The sequence below is a fragment of the Rhizobium sp. Root708 genome (assembly GCF_001429725.1).
Taxonomy (GTDB): Bacteria; Pseudomonadota; Alphaproteobacteria; order Rhizobiales; family Rhizobiaceae; genus Rhizobium.
Map to the genome: position 1 here is coordinate 20313 of NZ_LMHV01000016.1, position 21392 is coordinate 41704.

Below are 21392 nucleotides of genomic sequence, written 5' to 3' on the forward strand. Positions count from 1 at the left end.
CGCCGAGGCATCGCTCGCTGCAGCCGCGCTGCCGCCGCTCGACACTGAGCCATTACGCCGCGCGCCGACCCTCTGTTTTGGGGCGCACGGCCGCTTCCTTCGCCATTCTGATAAGGTATGCCACGAAGGTCATGCGGTTCATTTCAGCAAGTTTCAGCGCAGCATCGAGATGGTCGACAAGATGCAACTTCGTCATGGTGCCTCCAGAAGTTTAGACATATGCATGATCGCTAATAATGCTTAATCGAAGCTTGCGCGGGAGTGCGAAAATATAGCCGTCAATATACGCGCGCGGTTCTAAATACTGAACCAAGTCGACGTCTGCGCGTTTCGTGAGCAGTATCTTGGAGGCTCACCTATGATCATGCAGTTTTATACACACGCGCGAACCTCCGACAGTCAGTTGGCAGGTTGTTCAATGGCAAGCATGACGGCGTCCATCAAAGCCGCCGTTGCTGCGGATCCTCGTATCAAGTGCACGAATCTTTGGGTTTCGATGCTGGGGTCAAATATCATACTTGAAGGCTCCGCCGACAGTCGTGCGGAAGAAACGTTGGCACTGGAGCTCGCACGCTCGATCGCGACCTCCTGCCAGGTCCTGTCCCGGATGCTGGTGCGTCCCACAGCCTAGGATCACAGGAGGGGGCTTTCAGAACCCTCCGTCTCGCACCGGTTCAACTCGGCGGCCATCTCCTTGGCATCTCCTTTCCGCAGCATCACCAGATCTCGCCCGTTCGATGCTGCGGGCAGATCGGTGAAAGAGTCTGCCACCATCCATGTCCCGCCGCGCTCCTGCCGCGGTTCATAGCGCGTGTCGGAGATCTGGCCGCCTGATCTTGAGCGCGGTTCAAAAGACATTGGACACAATCAGGGCGATGACGAGAAGCCCTGCCATCGCGGCACCCATGGACCAGAGAATAGCTTTCACGCGCGGGTTGGTCCGGATCTTTGTCGCGATGTCTGGAGCATTTGGCGAACCATCCGGATTCTGTACGTCAAGGTAGCGGGCCATTCGATTCTCCTTTCCCAGCTAACGCCGCTTTGACCTCGCTGTTCCAAGCACATCTAAATGTTGCTTCGGCGGAGCAGGGTTGTTTGTATTTGTCGATCATCTGCCCAGCGCGTACACCATAGCTTCGAAGCGAAGACGGGAGGCAAGAGATGAGAACCAAGACGCCCCTGCCTGAATGGACAGCGGACGAATTTCGAAACGCGATGAAGTCGGCGGGTGTGGCGTTGTGGATGTGGATCATCGACGACGACACCTTCGTGATGGACGAGAAGGCTTGTGATCTTTGGCAAGTGATCGACGACGGGGACCTGACCTTCGAGGATCTTTCGGCGAAGATCCATCCGGCCGACCGCGAGAGGGTTCGCACGGCGTTCACCGCAACACGAGCGATCGACGGTCCGTTCGAGATCGATTTCCGAATCATCACCAACGATGAAACCGTGCGCTGGATTTCGGCGCGAGGTCAGGGAAATTCCGGAGACGCCAATACAAAGAAAATGACGGGCATCTTCCTTGACGTAACCGGCCGCAAACACGCCGAGGAGGGGCACGAACTCCTCGCGGGCGAGATGAGCCATCGCGTAAAGAACCTTCTTGCGCTTGCGTCGGGCCTGACGGCCATAACGGCGAGGGGCACAGAGACCAAGGAAGGAATGGTCAGCCAGTTGACGGAGCGTCTGAGCGCGCTAGGCCGGGCGCACGACCTGGTCCGCCCACTACCGCACGGTCAGGGAAATGCAGCCCTTCTAGGCGACCTGTTCACGGTGCTGCTGGCTCCCTATGACGACGAAGCAGCTTTCGCTGGTCGAATTCGCGTCGCCGTTCCGCGTATGGGGCTGGGGGAAAAGTCGGCGACGAGCCTTGCCCTCGTCATTCACGAACTCGCGACGAACTCGCTGAAATACGGAGCGCTGTCTGTCGAGCAAGGTCTACTCGACGTGTCCGGCGAGATCGAAGACGGCGTCGTAGAAATCGTTTGGACGGAACACGGAGGTCCTGTCGCGGAGGCGCCGCAGTTTTCGGAGGGATTTGGAAGCAAGCTGGTTCAGAGAACCGTCGGCGGCCACCTTGGTGGCTCGATCTCCTACGAATGGGCGGAGGCTGGACTGGTCGTGAGACTGCGGATGAAGGAAGACCGACTGTCCGCCTGACCGACGCTACGGCGCCGAGGTACTGACGCCAAGTTCGCGACGTACATTCACCGTCATCCACAGCGCTAGTGATCAGCACTGCGAGGATTTGAGGTTGAGAATGTGCAAGTGTCCATGCAATCAGGCCCCCGCAACCAAAGCAACAGCACGATACGACAGCCACGACCAGACAAAAAGCTCCTCCGCGTAAGCGTCGAGGAGCTTTTTTTGTTTCTGCTCTGTGTCGATCTCACCGGCCCGCAGCTTCTCCAGGATCGTCGCGGCTTCCATCGCTGCGAGGATCGAGGCAATCCGGCCGTGGACTTCGAGTGATGCCGGCTGGTGGCCCGGGGTCTTGCCGATCACCACTTTCTGGATGAACTGCCGCACGATGTTGATGAACGGCTGCTTGGTCGCGGCATCCGCGTGCTCGCGCATGTAGTAGAAGCGGAGTTGATGACCAGTTCGACGGCCTGCGGGCTGACCTCCGTCTTCAGCTTCCTGATCTTCTCCCCGAAATCTTCCGCCTCTGGCGCCTGCTTCAGATGCGCTTCAAGGCCTCCACGGCGCTCCTCAAGCTGGTCAAGCATGTCGTCGAACGCTGCCAAGTGCGGCCGGCCTTTGGCTGCGCGATCGCTGATCTGTTGGATGATCTGGCGCTGCTCCTGCTCGACAGCCTTCAACTCCCGGGAAATGCGCTTGCGCTCGTCGGGCTCGTTCTTGACGGAAGCGGCGAGGTTCTGGCGCGCCTGTCCGGCGACGTCATCAAATACGCCCATGGCGAAGAATGCGGCGGGAAGACAGGACAGAACCCGATCCTCCAGGTTCTTGCGGAGAATGGTCTTCTGGTTGGAGCAGCACGAGCCGCCGAGGCCATCGACCGGTAGCTTGCTCTTGTGGTTCGAGCAGCCGTAGCGCTCCTTGGCCATGATGGCGTAGGAGCCGCCACACTCCGCGCATTCCAGCATGCCACTCAGCAGATAGCTCGGCCGGTGGGTCCGGTTCAGCCGATTGGTCGTCGTTCGGGAAAAGTTCTCCAACGTCGTCAGTTGCCTTTCCTTCAACTTCGTCGAAGAGCTTCCGCGCCGTCCGCACGGTACCGGTCCGCTTGATATTTCCCTCTCCATCGAGATCAAGAAACACCTCCATGATACCGGCCGCGTCGATGAGATAACGACCGTCTGCGGGAGGGATGGCAAGAAAAGCGGCAGGGCTTCCCGCAAGCCGCGTTGCAGTCGCTACGGTGATGGCCGCCAGTACGCCGATCGAGGCATGCACGCGATGGGGAATGGCGCTGCGGGTGGAGATCGTGCCATCATTGGTCGGAGCGGAGACGAGCGTCATCTTCGGAACGCAGCCGGTTGCGACATCGCCGATTTCATCATCGGCCCGCGCGATGGGTGGATAGCTGGGAGCCAGTCGCTGCGGTCTTCGAAGAGGTGATAGGGTGGCCACGTCGGATGAACGATGGAAGGGTGGCGAAGAGGCACTCATGGTTTGAACCGGCTATCCTTCGGCAGTAGTGTCGTTGAAATTCGAACCACGGTCGGAAGCGATTACGAATGTCAGCATCGTGGCGAGCCTACGAATTTTCGTCTAAGGGGTTGAAACGCCGATACATGATGATTTATATCACGGCATGATATTGTTGTGACTGGAGTTCGACGTCATCGTGTCAGATCCAATCAATCCCCAGCGTCTGCCGATTGACGAGGTCCTTGCGGACCGCTTGGGTCTCTCCACCAAAGAATTCCAGCGATATCGCGTGCAGAACCTCGTTTCGGTTTCGACGACCTCCGCGACCGGGAGCGACGGAATTATCGTCACCTGCCAGCTCGGAAACAGGATCTGGGAAGGCGTCGTCGTGAACGGTTGCATCACATCCGAAGAGGTCAGGTTCATCCGCGGCAAGCGGGCGGGCGGCTCGCCTTCAATGGTTCGTCGCGAACCCAGATCTGACTTTGAGAAAGGAAAACAATGAAGAAACTTGCCGGCCTCCTCGTCGCCGTATCGATGCCCCTTACCGCCCACGCTGCGGCCAGAATGGTCTCCCAGACTGGTGACTGGGGCGTCTACTCCTTCACGAGAGACGGAAAGCCCGTGTGTTACGCGCTCTCGGTCCCCAAGGAAGCAAGACCCTCCGACGTCGATCACGGGAAGAATTACTTTCTGATCGCGCCAGCGGAAAAAGGCGGCGCCAACGAGCCAGAGGCAGTGCTTGGCTACACAGTGCAGGCCGGATCGCCGGTGCAGGTTTCAATTGGCGAGAAGAAGTTCAAGATGTTCGTAAAGGACAATACCGCCTGGGTCGCCGACGCCGCGCAGGAACCCGAACTCATCAACGCGCTTCGCTCCGGGAGCCGGATGACCTTGCAGGCGACGTCGGCAAGAGGAACGCATACCAGCTACGACTTTTCGCTGTCAGGGGTCACGGCTGCTTTGGAGCGGGTCGCTAGCTGCAAGTGAAGCAGTGTTCAACCGATCCCGAATGCGGCTTTACAGTCAGGCGTCGCGAGTTCTCGAAGACGGTGCGACGGGGTTCGCCCCTTGCCCGAAAGCAGCAGGTCCAGTTCGTGCTTCGAATTCCCAAACCTTTGCAGAAGGCGCTCCGCTTCGTGTCGGCCGATACCGTAGCGTCGCCGCAGGCTTCCGACGTCGTAGCTGGGTTCGACCTCTGTTTCGTTCACCGATGGGAGAGGGCTCTGTTCTTGTTGGGAACGCTGCATGATCAAAACTCCGTCAAAGGAGTAATGGACCCGACGCCCCTGAGGTTCCAAGCGCTATAGAATATATCACATGATGATGCAAATGGCGGTTAGATCTGAAGGAGGACGTAGATCGCGTCGCCCCAGATTGCGGCGACGAACAGGGCGACGCCCGCCAGGAAGAGTTTGACGTCAACGGACATGATCAACCGTCAACGCGGTATCCCGTCCACGGTTTCCAACATCCCATTGCTCAGTTCAAGGTCTGGATCGGTGCGGCCTGAGACACTTCTGAAGGGGCCTCGCCGGGGATCGACGCGATGGCGAACATGACCGCGACATAGCTTGCGAACACGGCGGAAAGGATGGCGCTCTTGGTCATTGGTTCGCTCCTTTGTATCATGTGATGACATTCTTTAACCGTTCCCCCATAATGTCAATCCTGAATGCAGCATGAACGATTGCGGGAGGCGATGGGCTTTGGAAAAGATTCTGATCGTGGAGGACGACGCACTGATCGCGGCGGATGTTCAGGATATCGTGGCGAGTTCCGGCTACGAGGTCGTGGGTATCGCCGACAGTTTCGAGAGCGCGCAGCGGCTCGCCCCGTTCGCGACCATCGCCCTGGTCGACGTCAATCTTCGCGACGGGGCCACCGGGCCAATGATAGCGCAGTACCTAGCGAACGACTTTGGCGTCGCGGTGGTCATGGTCACCGCCAACCCCGAAATGATCGTCACCGATCTGTCGAAAGTCATCGGTCTGATATCGAAACCCGCACACCCGCAACTGATCGGTAGCGTGCTCCAGTACTTGACGACAATTCGCGAGGGTGGGCGCGGCTCGCCGCCGGAAGGGATGCGTGTCTTCGCGTGAACGAGGGGGCGACACCATGATCGACAGACGCGCAGAACTCGGTCTCTGGGTGGGCCGGCTGGAAACCATTCTGATCGAACGGGGAGTGCTGAACCAGGACGGCGAGGTCGCCTTCAATGTCGGATCGCAGTTCCCCAAGGACGTCGAAGAGGCGCTGGATGGTTTCATCGAGAACCCGGTGGAGCTTGTCGGTCTCCTCAAGATCTGCCGCGACGCCCGCGATGGAAGACCATTGTCTCCCGCCGTTCTGATGGCGGCACATCTCATGACCAAGGAGATACTGCTCGTGCTGCAAGAGGCCACAGGCGCCGGAAGGTAGGGGCTGTTTCAAAGAAAATGGCCCGCCCGAAATCATTTCGGACGGGCCTCGCGCCAACCAGGCATCTCATCACGCCTGGTCGAAGCCTAGCTGTCGGTAACTGCCGCATCTCCTCCCGATTGCGGTAGTTCCTTCATCTTGACGAGCTGGTCGGCGCAGGTGTCGGCGGCATTCGTGACGGTCCCGTCGATCCCCGCGATCTGAGCCCAGCCACCCTCGGTGATGAAGTCGTCGCGCTGCCACGAGGACTTCGCCTGCAGGGCCTTGAGATTATGCTCCGCGTCGGTCGCTGTGACAAAGTTATGGACGCAGATGCTTGCGACCAGATCCGCCTTCGCGTTGCGGACGGCAATCTCGGTCATGACGTTCGCCCTGCCAGACGTCGTCCAGCCGCCCCAGGTGAAGCCGAGCACCATCGTCAGGGCCGAGGCGCCGACGATCGACCAACCCCAAAGAGTCTTGGAAGGCCGGTATCCCGACCAACCACTTTCGCCATTTTGCATAGCTGTTCTCCTCTGGTTTATATCATCGGATGATACAAAGCTGAGAGGAGAGGTCAATCACACAGCGATCAAAAAATGGTGACGCCGTTCATGCGAGTTCGGTCACCTGCCGCAGGCGCGAAAGAGATTCCGCCAGGAGTGGTTCGTTCTCGAGCATGCCGTCGACATGGATCTTCGCCAGAGCTTCAAGAACTTTCTCGCCCTTGGTTGTCATGCCGATCAAGACGCTGCGCTTGTCGTCTTCCGCGGGGATCCGCTCCGCAAGACCTGCCGAGCACATCCGGTCCACGAGCTGAACCGCGCTATTGTGTTGCATGAGCATCTGTTCTGCGAGATCGCGAAGCTTGATCTGCCGGCCGGGCGCCGTCCGGACAACGAGCAGAACCTGATATTGGTGGGACGTCACGCCAGCCTCGGCGAGCGCCGCCTCGCTGAACGACAGGAACCGCCGCATGGCGAGCCGGAAGCCTGCGAGCCCATCATAGACTTCGTCAGCCAGGCCGGATGTCCGGCGTCCCGATCGAGGCATTCACTAATCCTTCCAAAATGTCATGATGTGATATAAATGACGAACCACGCCAGGAGAACGGTTCGCGAGTGCGGCCGAGGCGGGAGACGGTGCAAAGCACCGGGCCTAGGCTGATCACTCGCGGACCATATTCTCCCGATGGTGGCAAAAAGACTGTGCCTATTTCGTGACGTCGCGAGAAAATTACATCGTGTTTGGTAATCGAAGGCCCGGAACACAGCCATATGAGACGGATCGTTTCGGCGTACGGCTCGAAGGGGATGGCACCTGGACGGTGTTCGACGTCTTCACCGGCTGGCCGGCGGATTACGACGGACGGTTTCTCGACGGACTGGACCAGGGCCCCGCCAATAGCCTTTGCGCCGTCCTAAACGCTCTCGACAAGCGCCGTCGCAGGACGCCGAGCGGCCGAAACGGCCATTTCTAGCTCAATTTCAAGCCTCAAGGGTCCGCGCGATTGCCTTTCCGTGCCTCGAAGCTATCTGACCTTGTCTCGAAGAAGGGGACGCCATGAGCTCGCGCTTGATCTGGTCGATATCGATTGTGGCGCGGCGGATCTGGTTCAGGGCGACCCTGTTCTCCATCGCGGCGGTCGCCACCGCCCTCCTGGCGATCGTCGTCACACCCTACATCCCGGCGGACCTGTCGACGAAGATCGGCGCCGACTCAGTCGACAACATCCTCGGCATCATCGCTTCGAGCATGCTTACCGTCACGACCTTCTCGCTCAGCACGATGGTCTCGGCGTACTCTGCGGCAACGAGCAACGTAACGCCTCGGGCCACCCGGCTCGTTATGGAGGACAGCACGACACAGAACGTGCTGGCGACTTTCGTCGGCTCGTTTCTGTTCAGCCTCGTAGGCATCGTCGCCCTGACCACGGGCGCGTATGGCGAGCAGGGGCGGGTTGTGCTCTTCGTCGTCACCATCGGCGTCATCGTGCTCATCGTCGTGACGCTGTTGAGATGGATCGACCACCTGTCCAGACTGGGCCGCGTGATCGAGACCACGCGCAGGGTGGAGGAGGCGACGCTCGACGCCGTCAAAGCCTGGCGTAAATCCCCGAACTTCGGGGGGAACGCGCTAGAGACGCACAGCCGTGAGCCCCGGACCGGCGACATGCCGTTTTTCGCAGATGAGATCGGCTACGTGCAGCACGTGGATGCAGCGGCACTGGTGAAGATCGCCGACGAGGCCGAGTGCGATCTGGCCATCGTGGCGATACCTGGCAAGCTGGCCTCGCCCCCCCGGCCGCTCGGATGGCTGCGTGGAGCCGTCGGCGAGGATGTTCTGGCTCGGGCCGCGGCCTGCTTTTCGATCGGCGACGTCCGCTCCTTCGATCAGGACCCGCGGTTCGGAGCGTCGGTACTGACAGAGATCGCATCGCGCGCCTTGTCCCCTGCCGTCAACGATCCGGGGACCGCCATCGACGTCATCTCCCGCGCGATGCGAATTCTCTACTCCTGGCATGACGCGAGCATCGAGGCGCCTGACGAGATTGCCTATCCCCGGCTCCATGTTGCGACAATTGAGGCAGCGGACCTGTTTGACGACCTGTTCACGCCGATCGCGCGAGATGGCGCAGGCCTTGTCGAAGTTGGACTTCGACTGCAAAAGGCGCTCGCGACGCTTTCAAAGGTCGGCCCGGAATTTCAGGCAAACGCCGTGCGCCATTCGAAGGAGGCGCTCGACCGTGCGGCCGCGGTGATGCAGGTCGAGTCCGACATGGATAGGCTGCGGGCTGCTGCCGCCGCAATCGCCGCCGACGGCAAGCATGGTTGAGCGGTCGAGCGAGGAGGTTTGGTGGGAATGGAGAGCGATGAAGATCTGGTGAAGGTGCTGGCAAGCGCCGTCGACCAATGGTTTCGCTATTACGAAGTCCAGCATGACGACCATGTTTGGAACGTGCTCTGCAACGCCGCGCTCGATCTCTACAAGGATGGCTACCGATCCGAGGGCGATCTCGCCACGGTACTGATCGGCGCCTTCGTCGGTGTGGCGTCGACCAAGATCAACGCCTCGGCCTCTGCGACGGTTCACTGACGGACGTCTGGCAGACCTTGCGTCGTGATCGCCGCCGCCTGCAAGCGTCGCTAAGGCGTCCAGGGAACAAGTTCTCCGAGCCTTGAAGGCCACAGTCCCAGATCGTCTTGCACCGCAACTGGCAACGCGTCGCTCTGCCTGACCAGCAGGGCGTGATGGATTGCGGCTTCGAGGGGTTCCGCTTCGCTTTGATGAGGTTGGCCTCTGATTGCGAGTTCGCCGGTTGTCCTGACGTCGTCGCCCGCGACGATGATGACGTGCCCCGGATAGGCCGAGGCGGTTTGACTATCCACCAGGTCGAATCTCTGCATCTGTTTCCCCCTTGTCGATGTGTTCGGCGTCTTTCACAGCCTCCGAAACGATCTCGGACCGAACCTCCTCGATGGTCTTTCCGGCCTCTCGGAGCGCGACGATCCTTGCAACCGTGGCATAAGCCTTCGGATCGCTTCGGTTGACCGCCGATTGCCTGCACCACTCGTCAAGCAGTAGGCTCACAGCCACAAGCTCACGGGCGTCCGTCCTTGGGGCGTCCGGTCGACGATGGAAGGCAGGGCTTACGAACCCAATGACCTTCAGGCCTATCGCTGCGGCTGAAAATATCATGCCGTGATATTAATTCATTTTTGACGTGAGGAAAATGACAATACCGCGAGCGGTGTGCGCTGCTTGGGCAAGCCGAGCAGGTGGACGCGTCAGTCAAGGACTCGCTGGAATGTCAGTCTCCGCCGGGCAGGTCGAGCCCTACCCATCCCACGCGGCTCTCCTCATAGACGCTTTGTTCCGGAACCAGGGAGGACGGCTCGTCAAAGCATCCCAATGCGACCGCGACGAGATCCTCACGGAACTCCGGCATCCAGAAGACTGTCGACCCGCAGCCGGGACAGAACCTGAACTCGATCGATCTCCCGCTGTCGCCCGACCTTGTGTAACTGTTCGAGGCTCCGGAAGTGGCGACCTTTTCCCTGTCGAAGAAGACCGCCACCCCGAATGCGCTACCCGTGCGGCGCTGGCATTCCCGGCAGTGGCAGACGGAGATCTTGACGGGGTCTCCCTCGGCCGTGATCGAAAGCTTGCCGCAGGAACAACTGGCTTCTCGTTTCACTGTCACCATGGTGCGCTGCTCCATATGGCCTGCGTCGCTCCCGAAGGCTTTGCGAACGCTATTTCGAGGTTTGTCGCCGCCGTTGCTTGTCGAGTGCATTCATGACGATGCACAAGGACTTTGAACCGTCCTCATCCATCAGTGTTGTCGGACGGCCGTGGTAGTCCGCTGCGAGCCCGGTGAACAGATCGAAAATCGTCCAGGAGCCGCCATGTTCGCGGCGGGTTGAATACCGGTCGGTGAGGAAGTCGCGCATGGTCCTGTGCCGTCTGCGTCAGGTTCGAGTTGATTCCGGTTCCTTTTCCGCGGCGCGTCGCGCCCGGATGGCCGCCGCGATGAAGACACGCGACAGTCCATGGTAAAGCGGCTCGCGTGAAAGAATGCGCGAGGTCACGTAGCCGATCATCGACACCGCCATGATCGGGATGACGGCCTGATGGTCGCCGGTCATCTCCAGGATGATGACAAAGGCCGTCATCGGCGCCTGTACGACGCCTGCGAAATACCCGGCCATACCCAGGATTGCCGCCAGCGCGATGCTGGTGCCGAGCAGAGAGCCGACGGTGCTGCCGAAACCGGCGCCGACGGCCAGCGACGGCGCGAAGATGCCGCCCGGAATGCCTGACAGCATCGACAGGAAGCTGGCTGCAAGCTTCTCGACAAAGAACAGCAGCGGCAGGGCGTTGCCTTCGACCGCACCGCGCGCCTGCTCGTAACCGGTGCCGAAGGTCGTGCCGCCGGATGCGACGCCGATGACAGCGATTGCCAGTCCGCAGGTTCCCGCAAGTGCCAACATGCGTTTCAGCGGTTGCGGTTGCGCCCAGCGGCGGATCTTCTGGCCGAAATGCAGGGCAAAGCCGCTGAAGGCGGCACCCAAAGCCCCGCCGCCGACACCACAGATCAGAACAAGTCCCCAGTCGCGAAGCTCGGTCGGCGCAGCCGATGCCATACCGAAATAATTGTAGCTGCCGGAAAGCCCGAGTGCAGCCAGACCGGAGAGGATGACGGCCGTCAGCACCAGCCCGTTGGCTCGCGACTCATAGGTTCGGCTCATCTCTTCGATGGCAAAGACGATACCGGCGAGCGGCGTGTTGAAGGCGGCGGCGATACCTGCCGCCGAACCCGCCAGGATCAGTCCACGCGCCTGCGCCATGCCGCCAAAGCGGGCGACGGCGAGCATGATCGAGGCGCCGACCTGCACCGTCGGTCCCTCGCGGCCGATCGAGGCGCCGGAGAACAATCCAAGCACTGTCAGCGCGATTTTGCCGAAGGCGATCTTCAGCGACAGCAGCCGCGTCCGGTCTTCTGCGTCATGCAAATGTCGGGCCGCGATCGCCTGCGGAATACCGCTGCCGCCCGAATTCGGAAACAGCGTTGCGGCGAGATAGGCCGAGAGCACGAAGCCCGCGGGCGTCAGCAACAGCGGCAGCAGGAAGCTCCATTCACCGGCAGAGGTGAGGGACACGAATGCGTTTTGCGCCAGATCCGCGAGCTTGGCGAAGCCGACGCTGATCACGCCGATGGCGAGCGCCCCACACCAGAAAACCAGCCGCGGCTTCCAGAGCGAAAACGAACCCCAAATCACGCGGGAGCGGCGAAGAAGCTTGGAATAGCGGTAACGGCTTGGCATGGCGGACTCGATACGTGCGAAGGTTATCAAAGCCTTCTAACGCCAAAGGCGCCCGGAGATCACCCCCCAACAATTGAAAACGCGCAGGATCGGGGTAGGATCGCTCCGTGCCGAGCCACGGAGGACGCTATGTTCAGCGCATTCGGAAGGGGATCGCCATCCCTTGGGCCAGACGACGTTTCCATGATGCAGACTCTGGTGAAGAACTACTGCCTGAGGAAGGCGATCGATCCGGACAGCGAGGAGGGGCGGGACGTCGCGCGCGAACTCCTGAAGTGGTTTCAGATCGGCGTGACCGATAAGAGCAGACTGCAAGAACTGTTCGCGTCACGTACCTGACGCCGCACGACTCCCAAGTCAGGGGCTCGACGCCGGTAGTCTCCTGCGGGCCGACGCCATCAGGACGGCGGCCCCGGCCACGCCCGAGGTGAGCGAGCCCGCAAGGATCCCGATCTTCACGTGATCCTGAGACGACGCATCCGGGAAGGCCAGCAGTCCGATGAACAGGCTCATCGTGAAGCCGATCCCGCAGAGCAGCGACACACCCGTCATCTGAGGCCAGGTCGCACGCGCGGGTAGCTGCGCCAACCCGGACTTGACCAGAAGCGCTACCGTTCCAAGCACGCCTGCAAGCTTCCCGAGGAGAAGGCCGGCGGCGACGCCGATGGTCACTGGCTCCGCAAGGACGCTTGCCGACGCACCTGCAAAGGAGACGCCGGCATTGGCGAAGCCAAATATTGGCACGATGAAGAAAGCCACCGGCTTCTGGAGTGCGTGCTCCAGTTTGTGGAGCGGAGACTCCTCGTGCGAGGCTTCGGGCGCGCCGGGGGTGACTTTCAGCGGAATGGCAAGCGCCAGAACGACGCCCGCGAGCGTGGCGTGAATCCCGGACAGGAAGACGGCGATCCACAGAAGAACCCCGAGCCCCAGATAGACCCAGATGTTCTTCACGCCGGACCGGTTCAGGATCACCAGGTTTCCGATCAAGACGGCTGCTACGGCAAGTGCAAGGACGTTGATGTCGGCAGTGTAAAAGATGGCGATGACGATCACCGCGCCGAGGTCGTCGATAATGGCCAGCGCCGCCAGGAAGATCTTCAGCGAGGCAGGCACCCTGTCGCCGAGAAGGGAGAGGACGCCGAGAGCGAAGGCGATGTCGGTCGCGGTCGGAATCGCCCATCCCCGCAGCGTCGAAGGGTCGGAGAGATTGAAGCCGATGTAGATCAGGGCGGGCAGCGCCATTCCGCCCGCCGCGGCGGCGCCTGGAAGGATTCGTCTGCTCCAGCTCGACAGTTGTCCGTCCAGCATTTCGCGCTTGATCTCCAGGCCGACCAACAGGAAGAAGACGCTCATCAGGGCGTCGTTGATCCAGTGCTGCACACTCAGCGGACCCAGGTAGACATGCAGGGCGTGGAAATAGACGTCGGCGACGGGAGAGTTTGCGACGACGATCGCCAGCGCGGCCACCGCCATGAGAATCAGACCGCCCGACGCCTCGCTGTCGAGAAACTGACGGAGTGTGGAATGGATGCGGCCTTGGATTGTTTTCGACACGGGTTCGCTCCCTCGATGGAGGTTGATCTCAGTCTCCGTCGATCAGGGGAATCCCCGGCGCACGCAGCACACGCCTGTCTCATAACTAAGGACTGGAGATTGGTTTGCCTAGCGAAATCGGCAGGTGTCGTCCGTTCTGACAAAGGCTTGAACGGAACGTGAAACGTCTTACCTGTGCGATGTGCAGCCTGAAGCCGGGCCGTGCATTCCGTCTGCTGCCACAGGAGGTCGCCAAATGCGTCCCTCTCAAACGATCTGCCTTGCCGTCGTCGCAGTCGCGATCGCCGGATTGCTATACCTGGCCTTTTCCGTCGGCCCGACCATCGCCCCGCCACCTGTGTAAGAACGTGATGGGATGAGGCTTAGTGGCCGAACCATCCCGCCACGCCGGCACCGCTTACCGCAATCTGCGCCACGGCAAGCAGAACCAGGGCCGCGATCAGATACGGAATCCGCTTCTTTCTGACGTGCATGTGCGTCGTCCACTCAAGCTAGCTATCCTGCGTCCTTAGCGCGAAGCATCGGACGTGCGCAACGCTCGGGTGGCGACTTTGCCCAGCGTCAGCCCCTGTACGACGATCGTAAAAATCACGACCGCGTAGGTCGCCGTGAGCAAGGCCGCCTTGAAGGCGTCTCCCGCAGGGAGAGGGCAAGCGCGATCGAGATGCCGCCCCTCAGGCCTCCACGGACGAGGACGATCACGGTTCCGCGGACGAAGTCGTAGGAAGAATGTGCGCTGTTCAGCAGTGAAGGATACGTCAAGCTGAAGGAAGAATTGATTGCGGCTCGCCTGGTATTCACTGTCTAGTACGGATCGCGCGCGCACGGTCGATGGCCGGGACCGGTGTCTCTGCTGGGCTTGTTCGTTGAATAACAAGGGGTAGGTCGCGCTATAGGTTGTCGTTGGCCGGGGCCGATTTGATTTTGGACGCCAGCTTTAGAATATATTTGTCGGCAAGATCCGTAAGTTGCAAAGCAACCTCCTTTTCGCTCGATCCCGCGGCCATGGCGCTGGTAATTAGCAAACTCAATTGCTTTCGGAATACTGCTTCACACTCTGGACGATCATCAGCAGAGGCGCAGACCGATCTTCCATGCTTTGGCGAAGGCGCTGTTTGCTGCGCAGGCGGATGAGACGGCGGTGATGCAAATCCTAGCGGACGGTGATCTGCCGCTCTGCAGCTGATAGTCATACGGCAGATGAGGAGAATCGGTGCCCAGATTGAGTTTCGTGGTCGTCGCCCATTGCGATTGGAGCATGGAACGGAAAAAGCGCTGGATGGCGGTGGCCATGAAACGCGGCGGACAGTGGCATCTTCAGCCTCCGGAACTCGTCGCTGACACGTCCAGTTTGTTCGACCGGCTACAGCGTGGCGCCGTCGAACCTGGCTCGCTTATCATCGGTGCCGACGACGCGCAGATCTTGCCGGCGCAAACTCATTTTTACGCTAATATTTACAGTAACGTACTTCTGGGCTTCCTCGATTTCTGCCACCCTTTGCGCGCTGCGCTGTAGGTGAGCGTCGCTCATGTAAACTTTCCCACTCACGACCGGTGGACATCGGAGGTTCGATCAATGAGATTTTCTGGCAAGCTTGCCGCGTTGGGATTGCTGCTCCTCAGCAGTTCCGCCTACGCACAGGACAGCGCTAAAACGCCACCTGACAAGCCCAATATCCTCGTCATCTTCGGTGACGACATCGGCCAATCCAACGTCTCGGCCTATACGATGGGCGTCATGGGGTACCGAACACCAAACATCGACCGCATTGCGCAAGAAGGCGTGATCTTCACTGACTACTATGCCGAGCAGAGCTGCACCGCCGGCCGCTCGACTTTCATCACCGGCCAGGCGACGCTGCGCACCGGCCTCTCCAAAGTCGGCTTGCCGGGAGCGCCCATAGGACTGCAGGCGACTGACGTGACCATCGCCTCTGCCCTCAAGGACGAGGGGTATTCGACCGGCCAGTTCGGCAAAAATCACCTCGGCGACCGTGACGAGTTCCTGCCGACCAATCACGGGTTCGACGAATTCTTCGGAAATCTCTACCACCTGAACGCCGAGGAAGAGCCGGAGGACCGCAATTACCCGCAAGACCCGAACTTCCGAAAGCAGTTTGGCCCACGCGGGGTCATCAAGGCCTCGGCCGACGGGAAGATCGAGGATACGGGAGCCCTCACGCGCAAGCGGATGGAGACCATCGACGACGAGACTTCTGCCGCAGCTATTGACTTCATGAAGCGCCAGCATACTCAGGGCAAGCCGTTCTTCACCTGGTTCAACACCACGCGCATGCATGCTCGCACTCACGTGCGCGCAGACCACCGCAGCCCGCCGGGCCTCACCGCGCCGACTGAATATGCCGACGGGATGGTCGAGCATGACGCCGTGGTCGGCGAGGTACTGAAGTCGCTCGACGAGATGGGCATCGCTGACAATACGATCGTGGTCTATACGACCGACAACGGCCCGCACGAAAACACCTGGCCGGACGCGGCAAACACACCGTACCGCAGTGAGAAGACCACCAACTGGGAAGGCGCATTTCGAGTTCCGGCGATGATCCGCTGGCCAGGGCACATCAAGCCGGCAACCCAGCTAAACGGCATCGTGTCCGGTCTCGACTGGTTCCCGACGCTCCTCGCGGCCGCAGGCGACACCGATATCAAGGACCGGTTGCTGCAGGGAACGACGATCGATGGCAAAAAGTACAAGAACCACCTGGACGGATACAACCAGCTCGACTACTTGACCGGAAAAGCGCCAAACAGCGCACGTCAGGAGTTTTTCTACTTCAACGACGACGGTGATCTCGTGGCGCTGCGCTATGAGAACTGGAAGCTGGTCTTCGAGGAACAGCGCGCGCAAGGCACCTTGCAGGTCTGGGCTGAGCCATTCACCAAGCTTCGCCTTCCAAAAATGTTCGACCTCCGCGCCGATCCCTACGAGAAAGCTGACATCACCTCGAACACCTACTGGGACTGGGTCTTCACCCACGCTTACCTTGCGGTCCCTGCGCAGGCGGAGGTGGCGAAATTCTTCGCAACCTTCAAGGACTACCCACCGGCGCAGCGGCCGGCGAGCTTCTCGATCGACCAAATTCAGGAGAAGCTGACAGAGTCATTCAACTCAATGGGTGGCGGGCAGTAGGCATACCCATGAAACCGCCCGCATGACCAAGCCGGCTTTGTCATGAGACGTCGGAGTACCCAGTCGGGGTGCTCCGACGCGAATTTCATTCCGACGGAACCGTTTGACAGAATGGCGCTGCAACTTATGGAGGACCTGCATGCGATCGTACATGACGGTTCGTTCCATTGCCTTTGCGATGCTCGTTTCCCTAGCGACATCTACCTCGGCCTTTACCCAGTCTGTGCCCTCCGATGGCTCCGTCCTCCCGTTTCCGCCGTCGCCTATGCAGGGTATGGCGAAACCTAGATTGCAGGATTCCACGATGGCGTGGCCGGTTGCTCCGCAGCGGCTGCCGAAAGATGCGCCGAACATTCTGATCGTGTTGCTCGACGACGTCGGCTTCGGCGTCTCGGAGGCCTTCGGCGGAGAAGTTCACACGCCGACCCTCGACCGTCTGGCGAAGGAGGGCATCAGCTTCACCGATTTCAATACGACATCGATCTGTTCTCCGACCCGCGCATCGCTTTTGACGGGGCGCAATCACACCCGTGTGGGGTCGGGAACTATCGCTGAGCGCGCGGTGGCGTTCGACGGCTATACCGGCGTCATTCCCAAAACAGCAGCCACCGTTGCGGAAGTCTTGAAGGATTATGGCTACCACACGTCTGCCTTCGGCAAATGGCACAATACGCCGGCGATCGAAACAACCGCCATAGGCCCAAAGGACCATTGGCCGAACGCCTATGGCTTCGAATATTTCTACGGCTTTCTGGGCGGGGAGACGTCGCAGTGGGAACCCAGGCTGACGGAAAATTTCAACGCCGTCGAGCCACCGAACGACCCCAAATATCATCTGACCGAGGATTTGGTCGGCAAGGCGTTGAACTGGCTCGACGAGTACAGGGCTTTCGATCCTGACAAGCCTTTCATGATGTACTGGGCTCCGGGCGGCGTGCATGGTCCGCACCATGTGGCGCAGGAGTGGGCCGATAAGTATAAGGGGAAGTTCAACGACGGATGGGATGCCTATCGCGAACGTGTCTACAAGCGCCAACTCGACATGGGGATCATTCCTCCAGGTACCAAGCTCACCGAGCGTGATCCGACCATGGCCTCCTGGGACAGCATCCCGAGCGAGCAGCGCCCTTTCCAGGAGCGGTTGATGGAGGTGTTTGCGGGCTTTGTCGAACACACCGACACACAGGTCGGCCGCCTGCTAGACGGCATGAAACAGCGTGGCCTGAGCGACAATACCCTGGTCTTCTACATCTTCGGCGACAACGGCTCGAGCGCCGAAGGACAGCAGGGGTCGATCAGCGAACTGCTGGCCCAGAACAATATTCCAAACACCCTTCAGCAGCAGCTAGACGCACTCAACAAGATCGGCGGGCTGGACGCTCTCGGCACCCCTAGGACAGACAATATGTACCATGCCGGCTGGGCTTGGGCTGGAGGGACGCCGTTCAAGGGGACGAAGCTGCTGGGAGCCTATTTCGGCGGCACACGCAATCCCATGGTGGTCTCCTGGCCGGGGCACATCAAGCACGACGGCAAGATGCGTGAGCAGTTCCATCATGTCGTGGACATCGCACCGACGATCTATGACGTATTGAAGATCAAGCCGCCGAAAGTCGTCAGCGGTTTCGATCAGATACCGATCGACGGAACGAGCCTGGCCTATACCTTCGCCTCCGCCGATGCCAAGGGCGAAAAGAAGATGCAGTTCTTCGACAACAACGGCAGCCGAGGTCTCTACCTCGACGGATGGTTCGCCGGCACCTTCGGCCCGTTCATTCCGTGGGACACGCCAGGGTCGGCAAAGCGGCTTGCGAACTGGGATTCCGCTAACGACAAGTGGGAACTCTACGATCTCAAGTCTGACTTTTCGCAGGCCAACGACCTTGCCGCCAAGGACCCAAAGAAACTGGAACAGATGAAGGCCAAATTCCTGGAGGTCGCAAAGGCAAACCAGGACTTTCCGATCGGAGCTGGAAACTGGCTGCGGCTTCACCCCCAGGACAGGGTCAAATCACCCTACGAGAAGTGGACCTTCTCGCAGAACACGCGCCGCATGCCGGAGTTTGCGGCTCCCGGGGTCGGACGCGAGAGCACGAACGTAAAGATTTCAGCTGAGTTCGGCGACAACGCCAATGGTGTGCTCTACGCCGTCGGTGGCGCAGGCGGTGGACTGTCTGTCTATGTGGAGGACGGCCACCTCGTCTACGAGTACAACATGATGATCATCGAGAACTATAAGGCCAAGACGGATAAAATTGACGCCGGCAAGCACGAGATCGAGATCGCGACATCGATCCCCAAACCTGGCGGCGCTGGCGAGGTCGTGATCAAGGTCGATGGCAAGGAAGCAGCGAGGACCACGGTCGCTCGAACAGTTCCAGCCGCATTCACGGCGACCGAATCCTTTGATGTCGGGGCGGACCTTGGCTCTCCGGTGTCCGAGGACTATGCGGAAAAACGACCGTTCGCGTTCAACGGTACAATCGAAGAAATGCATGTCACGCTGTCTAGGTAATCGCAGCCACGGTGCACAAGCTGGTCCAGAGAACCGTTGCTCTCGGCCAGCTTGCGGGTCTGCCAGGCAATCAACTCATCCTCGAGATTAAGGGAGCTTCCGATGGGCATGAAACAGCTTCGCGCTCTGGTCCTGCAGACTGCGATACTCGCGGCGATCCCCACCGTCACGCTGGCTCAATCAGTTCTCTCCAAGGCCGAGCGTACTTCCGAAAGCATGGAGCCGGCGCTGGTTCATTCTGATCAGGCGTTAGCTGCACAGGCGAAGCTCGACGCACTACAGACGAAGTTCGGCCGCAAGCCAAACATCGTCTGGCTCGTCGTCGACGACATGGGATACGGTGACCCGGGCGCATTTGGCGGTGGTGCTGCTGTGGGAGCAGCGACACCCAATATGGACCGGTTGGCCGCGGAAGGCCTGAAACTGACTTCCACCTACTCACAGGCGACCTGCACGCCAACCCGCTCAGCCATTCTGACCGGACGCCTGCCAGTTCGAACCGGCCTGACCCGCCCCATCCTTGCGGGCGACAAGATCACCAGGAACCCGTGGTCCGACGAAACCTCACTGCCGAAAATTCTGGGTGAGGCTGGCTACAAAACAATCCTCTCCGGGAAATGGCATGTGGGCGAGTCCGAGGGCATGCGGCCGCACGACATCGGCTTTGACGAGTTCTATGGCTTCTACGAGGCCGAGAAAGAAATCAGCCAGGGAGTGGACAAACGCCGATATCCCGATCTCGTCCTGAACCCGGAGCGTCTAGCGATGCTCAAGGCCACAGGTTCGAGTGATGCCCTGGTTCATGGCTTCAAGGGAGGCGTGACTAGCGACGTTGAGGTAATAGATAGTATCGAGAAGATGGCTGAGGGCGACCGTCTAACCAAGGAATTCACCGTTGCGAAGATAAAGGAATTGGCCTCTGGGACCGCGCCGTTCTTTCTCGAACATTGCTTCATGAAGGTACATGCCGACAACTTCGCCAGCAAGGAGTTCGAAGGCAAGAGCGCATCCAAATACCCGTACAAGGACGACGTCGTCGAAGTAGACTCTTACGTCGGTCAAATCGTCAAGGCGCTGGATGAGGCCGGTGTCCTAGACAACACCTTCGTGTTCGTAACCTCCGACAACGGTCCACAGTTGGATACCTGGCCTGACGCCGGATACACACCATTCCGAGGAGCCAAAGGTTCGGCCTGGGAGGGTGGCGTGCGCGTCCCTGGAATTGCATACTGGCGTGGGACCATCAAGCCGGGCCGCCAGAGCGATGAACTTTTTGACCTCATGGACCTCTTCAACACGTCGCTGCACCTTGCCGGTTCACTCGATAAGATACCGTCTGATCGGTACATCGATGGCATCGACCAGACGTCGTTTCTATTGGCGGACGACGGCCGGTCTAATCGGGAGAAAGTCTACATCTGGAACGAACAGGACTTCATGGCGATGCGCATGTATGAGTACAAAATGCACCTGAAGATCGTGCAGGAGCATGCGCAGTGGCTGAACATCGACATGACCACTGTCAGCGACGTCGGCCTCGCACCATGGCTGTTCAACCTCTATATTGACCCGAAAGAACAGTACCCTGTTGGGCACCGCATGAATGCCTTCCTTGCGTCGATGGCTGCCGAAATGAAGGGGCATGCGGCGACGTTCAAGAAGTATCCGCCCAAAAACATTGGGCTCGGGCAATAAGACAAAAGGTCAACTGACTTGCCTGCGTCGCTTGCAGATGCTCGGCAGTGAGGATCAGGTTGAGTACCAGAAGTTGCGCGATTCCGTCGGGAATCTCCGGCGGTTCCAACGCCAGACGGATGCGAGCGAGAGACCGTGAAGCACTGGCTTTCAGGGCAGCACGGTCCGGATGCCGTGTATTTCCTTCGTCTCGTGGTTTCGTCGCCCGTAATCCGATCCTTTGTCCTCGGCCTGATCGAAGGCCCGGCGTCAAAGGGGGCAGCTGATCCAATAGATCGGTACTCCTTAACGGCAGCAAAGGACGCCTACGTTGCTGGTGAAGCCGCTCTCGACCCATCAGACCGGAAAACTCAGCAAAATGACCCTGAAGATGACCCTGTAAATGACCCTGAAAAGGCGGAGATCAACGAGCGGCAGCACTGGTTCCTGACACGAATAGCGGAAGGTGGCCGATGCTGCGCCACCGAGATCATGACGACGTGGAAGGTGAGCCTGAAGACCGCTCACCGAGGCATTCGCGGTCTCCAGCAGTGAATAGCCCCTAGATTTGTAGACGCCTTCTCCCCTAAACTTGAGGCAGGAGGCCTATATGGGCAAAGGCAATTTCACAGAAGAGTTCAAACGTGAC

28 protein-coding genes and 1 pseudogene are annotated in these 21392 nt (G+C 59.7%); 16 read left to right on the forward strand and 13 right to left on the reverse strand.

All coding sequences use genetic code 11. From position 1 onward, the window contains the following. Positions 1-52: 52 nt before the first annotated feature. A complete protein-coding gene (locus ASE04_RS30685) occupies positions 53-196 on the reverse strand; it encodes a hypothetical protein (protein ID WP_156408781.1) in 144 nt (47 codons plus the stop codon). 162 nt (positions 197-358) lie between these two features. Here ASE04_RS30685 and ASE04_RS13540 point away from each other — a divergent pair, with 162 nt between their 5' ends. Continuing rightward, entirely contained in the window at positions 359-631 is a 273-nt protein-coding gene (locus tag ASE04_RS13540) for a BON domain-containing protein (RefSeq protein WP_156408782.1), read from the forward strand. A gap of 216 nt (positions 632-847) precedes the next feature. On the opposite strand, the gene ASE04_RS31190 is transcribed toward ASE04_RS13540, so the two are convergent. Next, a complete protein-coding gene (locus ASE04_RS31190) occupies positions 848-1012 on the reverse strand; it encodes a hypothetical protein (protein WP_200960717.1) in 165 nt (54 codons plus the stop codon). Between the two features lie 149 nt (positions 1013-1161). Between ASE04_RS31190 and ASE04_RS13550 the strand changes: the two genes are divergently transcribed. Continuing rightward, complete coding sequence (locus ASE04_RS13550) at positions 1162-2163, forward strand: sensor histidine kinase (protein ID WP_056818038.1); 1002 nt, start codon at positions 1162-1164, stop codon at positions 2161-2163. 120 nt (positions 2164-2283) lie between these two features. On the opposite strand, the gene ASE04_RS13555 is transcribed toward ASE04_RS13550, so the two are convergent. Both ASE04_RS13555 and ASE04_RS30975 read right to left on the reverse strand, forming a co-directional pair. Then, the gene (locus ASE04_RS13555) at positions 2284-2580 is read right to left on the reverse strand and encodes a hypothetical protein (RefSeq protein ID WP_056818040.1); all 297 of its coding nucleotides are present in this window, start codon (positions 2578-2580) and stop codon (positions 2284-2286) included. Next, positions 2505-3206: a zinc ribbon domain-containing protein gene (locus tag ASE04_RS30975; RefSeq protein ID WP_162260526.1), complete on the reverse strand. Its 702-nt coding sequence runs from the start codon at positions 3204-3206 to the stop codon at positions 2505-2507. Before ASE04_RS30975 ends, ASE04_RS13555 begins: the two co-directional genes overlap by 76 nt. Positions 3207-3334: 128 nt before the next feature. On the opposite strand from ASE04_RS30975, the gene ASE04_RS31550 reads away from it, so the two are divergent. The 3 genes from ASE04_RS31550 to ASE04_RS13575 all read left to right on the forward strand — a co-directional run bounded on the left by ASE04_RS31550 (position 3335) and on the right by ASE04_RS13575 (position 4608). After that, a complete protein-coding gene (locus tag ASE04_RS31550; RefSeq protein WP_244490400.1) occupies positions 3335-3550 on the forward strand; it encodes a hypothetical protein in 216 nt (71 codons plus the stop codon). Positions 3551-3814: 264 nt separating this feature from the next. After that, the gene (locus ASE04_RS13570) at positions 3815-4123 is read left to right on the forward strand and encodes a hypothetical protein (RefSeq protein ID WP_244490401.1); all 309 of its coding nucleotides are present in this window, start codon (positions 3815-3817) and stop codon (positions 4121-4123) included. Next, positions 4120-4608, forward strand: coding sequence for an invasion associated locus B family protein (locus ASE04_RS13575; protein ID WP_056818045.1), 489 nt, complete (start codon positions 4120-4122; stop codon positions 4606-4608). Before ASE04_RS13570 ends, ASE04_RS13575 begins: the two co-directional genes overlap by 4 nt. A 492-nt stretch (positions 4609-5100) precedes the next feature. Here ASE04_RS13575 and ASE04_RS31895 read toward each other — a convergent pair whose 3' ends face one another. After that, a complete protein-coding gene (locus tag ASE04_RS31895) occupies positions 5101-5229 on the reverse strand; it encodes a hypothetical protein (RefSeq protein WP_274533875.1) in 129 nt (42 codons plus the stop codon). A gap of 98 nt (positions 5230-5327) precedes the next feature. On the opposite strand from ASE04_RS31895, the gene ASE04_RS13585 reads away from it, so the two are divergent. Both ASE04_RS13585 and ASE04_RS13590 read left to right on the forward strand, forming a co-directional pair. Next, positions 5328-5723, forward strand: a complete 396-nt coding sequence (locus ASE04_RS13585; RefSeq protein ID WP_244490402.1) for a response regulator — start codon at positions 5328-5330, stop codon at positions 5721-5723. A gap of 16 nt (positions 5724-5739) precedes the next feature. Then, positions 5740-6042, forward strand: coding sequence for a hypothetical protein (locus tag ASE04_RS13590; protein WP_056818051.1), 303 nt, complete (start codon positions 5740-5742; stop codon positions 6040-6042). An 86-nt stretch (positions 6043-6128) separates the two neighbouring features. On the opposite strand, the gene ASE04_RS13595 is transcribed toward ASE04_RS13590, so the two are convergent. Both ASE04_RS13595 and ASE04_RS13600 read right to left on the reverse strand, forming a co-directional pair. After that, complete coding sequence (locus ASE04_RS13595; protein ID WP_056540491.1) at positions 6129-6545, reverse strand: hypothetical protein; 417 nt, start codon at positions 6543-6545, stop codon at positions 6129-6131. Positions 6546-6633: 88 nt separating this feature from the next. Beyond that, positions 6634-7074 carry a MarR family winged helix-turn-helix transcriptional regulator gene (locus ASE04_RS13600; protein WP_056818053.1) on the reverse strand — a complete coding sequence of 147 codons (441 nt, stop codon included), beginning with the start codon at positions 7072-7074 and terminating at the stop codon, positions 6634-6636. A 190-nt stretch (positions 7075-7264) separates the two neighbouring features. Between ASE04_RS13600 and ASE04_RS13605 the strand changes: the two genes are divergently transcribed. From ASE04_RS13605 to ASE04_RS13615, 3 genes are all read left to right on the forward strand, one after another. Continuing rightward, the gene (locus ASE04_RS13605) at positions 7265-7501 is read left to right on the forward strand and encodes a hypothetical protein (protein ID WP_056818084.1); all 237 of its coding nucleotides are present in this window, start codon (positions 7265-7267) and stop codon (positions 7499-7501) included. Positions 7502-7584: 83 nt separating this feature from the next. Beyond that, the gene (locus tag ASE04_RS13610; RefSeq protein ID WP_082597337.1) at positions 7585-8856 is read left to right on the forward strand and encodes a DUF2254 domain-containing protein; all 1272 of its coding nucleotides are present in this window, start codon (positions 7585-7587) and stop codon (positions 8854-8856) included. 27 nt (positions 8857-8883) lie between these two features. After that, positions 8884-9117, forward strand: coding sequence for a hypothetical protein (locus ASE04_RS13615; RefSeq protein WP_056818055.1), 234 nt, complete (start codon positions 8884-8886; stop codon positions 9115-9117). A gap of 50 nt (positions 9118-9167) precedes the next feature. On the opposite strand, the gene ASE04_RS13620 is transcribed toward ASE04_RS13615, so the two are convergent. The 4 genes from ASE04_RS13620 to ASE04_RS13640 all read right to left on the reverse strand — a co-directional run bounded on the left by ASE04_RS13620 (position 9168) and on the right by ASE04_RS13640 (position 11849). Then, a complete protein-coding gene (locus tag ASE04_RS13620; RefSeq protein ID WP_056818057.1) occupies positions 9168-9428 on the reverse strand; it encodes a hypothetical protein in 261 nt (86 codons plus the stop codon). A gap of 404 nt (positions 9429-9832) precedes the next feature. Further along, positions 9833-10219: a GFA family protein gene (locus tag ASE04_RS13630; protein WP_056818088.1), complete on the reverse strand. Its 387-nt coding sequence runs from the start codon at positions 10217-10219 to the stop codon at positions 9833-9835. A 58-nt stretch (positions 10220-10277) separates the two neighbouring features. Beyond that, on the reverse strand, positions 10278-10475 hold the full coding sequence (locus ASE04_RS13635; protein WP_056540502.1) for a hypothetical protein: 198 nt from the start codon (positions 10473-10475) through the stop codon (positions 10278-10280). Positions 10476-10493: 18 nt separating this feature from the next. Next, positions 10494-11849, reverse strand: coding sequence for a chloride channel protein (locus ASE04_RS13640; RefSeq protein ID WP_056818061.1), 1356 nt, complete (start codon positions 11847-11849; stop codon positions 10494-10496). Between the two features lie 129 nt (positions 11850-11978). Here ASE04_RS13640 and ASE04_RS13645 point away from each other — a divergent pair, with 129 nt between their 5' ends. Beyond that, positions 11979-12188 carry a hypothetical protein gene (locus tag ASE04_RS13645; RefSeq protein ID WP_056818064.1) on the forward strand — a complete coding sequence of 70 codons (210 nt, stop codon included), beginning with the start codon at positions 11979-11981 and terminating at the stop codon, positions 12186-12188. A gap of 18 nt (positions 12189-12206) precedes the next feature. Here the strand turns inward: ASE04_RS13645 and nhaA are convergent, their stop codons facing one another. Together nhaA and ASE04_RS31555 are read right to left on the reverse strand one after the other, a co-directional pair. Next, positions 12207-13403: a Na+/H+ antiporter NhaA gene (gene nhaA / locus ASE04_RS13650; RefSeq protein ID WP_200960718.1), complete on the reverse strand. Its 1197-nt coding sequence runs from the start codon at positions 13401-13403 to the stop codon at positions 12207-12209. A 508-nt stretch (positions 13404-13911) separates the two neighbouring features. After that, a pseudogene (locus tag ASE04_RS31555) lies at positions 13912-14126 on the reverse strand (cation:proton antiporter); the annotation flags it as partial. 490 nt (positions 14127-14616) lie between these two features. Here ASE04_RS31555 and ASE04_RS31195 point away from each other — a divergent pair. The 5 genes from ASE04_RS31195 to ASE04_RS13680 all read left to right on the forward strand — a co-directional run bounded on the left by ASE04_RS31195 (position 14617) and on the right by ASE04_RS13680 (position 21298). Next, positions 14617-14919, forward strand: coding sequence for a hypothetical protein (locus ASE04_RS31195; protein ID WP_200960719.1), 303 nt, complete (start codon positions 14617-14619; stop codon positions 14917-14919). A gap of 60 nt (positions 14920-14979) precedes the next feature. Further along, entirely contained in the window at positions 14980-16554 is a 1575-nt protein-coding gene (locus tag ASE04_RS13665) for an arylsulfatase (RefSeq protein ID WP_056818072.1), read from the forward strand. A 151-nt stretch (positions 16555-16705) separates the two neighbouring features. After that, the gene (locus ASE04_RS13670; protein WP_443216865.1) at positions 16706-19069 is read left to right on the forward strand and encodes an arylsulfatase; all 2364 of its coding nucleotides are present in this window, start codon (positions 16706-16708) and stop codon (positions 19067-19069) included. Between the two features lie 102 nt (positions 19070-19171). Beyond that, a complete protein-coding gene (locus ASE04_RS13675) occupies positions 19172-20764 on the forward strand; it encodes an arylsulfatase (RefSeq protein ID WP_244490404.1) in 1593 nt (530 codons plus the stop codon). A gap of 135 nt (positions 20765-20899) precedes the next feature. Then, entirely contained in the window at positions 20900-21298 is a 399-nt protein-coding gene (locus ASE04_RS13680; protein WP_056818076.1) for a hypothetical protein, read from the forward strand. The last annotated feature ends 94 nt before the right edge of the window (positions 21299-21392 follow it).

Excerpts from the sequence above, each read along its gene's own strand:
- ASE04_RS30685 (WP_156408781.1), bottom strand. The coding sequence starts at position 196 with ATGACGAAGTTGCATCTTGTCGACCATCTCGATGCTGCGCTGAAACTT.
- ASE04_RS13540 (WP_156408782.1), top strand. The coding sequence starts at position 359 with ATGATCATGCAGTTTTATACACACGCGCGAACCTCCGACAGTCAGTTG.
- ASE04_RS31190 (WP_200960717.1), bottom strand. The coding sequence starts at position 1,012 with ATGGCCCGCTACCTTGACGTACAGAATCCGGATGGTTCGCCAAATGCT.
- ASE04_RS13550 (WP_056818038.1), top strand. The coding sequence starts at position 1,162 with ATGAGAACCAAGACGCCCCTGCCTGAATGGACAGCGGACGAATTTCGA.
- ASE04_RS13555 (WP_056818040.1), bottom strand. The coding sequence starts at position 2,580 with ATGCGCGAGCACGCGGATGCCGCGACCAAGCAGCCGTTCATCAACATC.
- ASE04_RS31550 (WP_244490400.1), top strand. The coding sequence starts at position 3,335 with ATGGCAAGAAAAGCGGCAGGGCTTCCCGCAAGCCGCGTTGCAGTCGCT.
- ASE04_RS13575 (WP_056818045.1), top strand. The coding sequence starts at position 4,120 with ATGAAGAAACTTGCCGGCCTCCTCGTCGCCGTATCGATGCCCCTTACC.
- ASE04_RS31895 (WP_274533875.1), bottom strand. The coding sequence starts at position 5,229 with ATGACCAAGAGCGCCATCCTTTCCGCCGTGTTCGCAAGCTATGTCGCG.
- ASE04_RS13590 (WP_056818051.1), top strand. The coding sequence starts at position 5,740 with ATGATCGACAGACGCGCAGAACTCGGTCTCTGGGTGGGCCGGCTGGAA.
- ASE04_RS13595 (WP_056540491.1), bottom strand. The coding sequence starts at position 6,545 with ATGCAAAATGGCGAAAGTGGTTGGTCGGGATACCGGCCTTCCAAGACT.
- ASE04_RS13600 (WP_056818053.1), bottom strand. The coding sequence starts at position 7,074 with ATGCCTCGATCGGGACGCCGGACATCCGGCCTGGCTGACGAAGTCTAT.
- ASE04_RS13610 (WP_082597337.1), top strand. The coding sequence starts at position 7,585 with ATGAGCTCGCGCTTGATCTGGTCGATATCGATTGTGGCGCGGCGGATC.
- ASE04_RS13615 (WP_056818055.1), top strand. The coding sequence starts at position 8,884 with ATGGAGAGCGATGAAGATCTGGTGAAGGTGCTGGCAAGCGCCGTCGAC.
- ASE04_RS13620 (WP_056818057.1), bottom strand. The coding sequence starts at position 9,428 with ATGCAGAGATTCGACCTGGTGGATAGTCAAACCGCCTCGGCCTATCCG.
- ASE04_RS13635 (WP_056540502.1), bottom strand. The coding sequence starts at position 10,475 with ATGCGCGACTTCCTCACCGACCGGTATTCAACCCGCCGCGAACATGGC.
- ASE04_RS13640 (WP_056818061.1), bottom strand. The coding sequence starts at position 11,849 with ATGCCAAGCCGTTACCGCTATTCCAAGCTTCTTCGCCGCTCCCGCGTG.
- ASE04_RS13645 (WP_056818064.1), top strand. The coding sequence starts at position 11,979 with ATGTTCAGCGCATTCGGAAGGGGATCGCCATCCCTTGGGCCAGACGAC.
- ASE04_RS13665 (WP_056818072.1), top strand. The coding sequence starts at position 14,980 with ATGAGATTTTCTGGCAAGCTTGCCGCGTTGGGATTGCTGCTCCTCAGC.
- ASE04_RS13670 (WP_443216865.1), top strand. The coding sequence starts at position 16,706 with ATGACGGTTCGTTCCATTGCCTTTGCGATGCTCGTTTCCCTAGCGACA.
- ASE04_RS13675 (WP_244490404.1), top strand. The coding sequence starts at position 19,172 with ATGGGCATGAAACAGCTTCGCGCTCTGGTCCTGCAGACTGCGATACTC.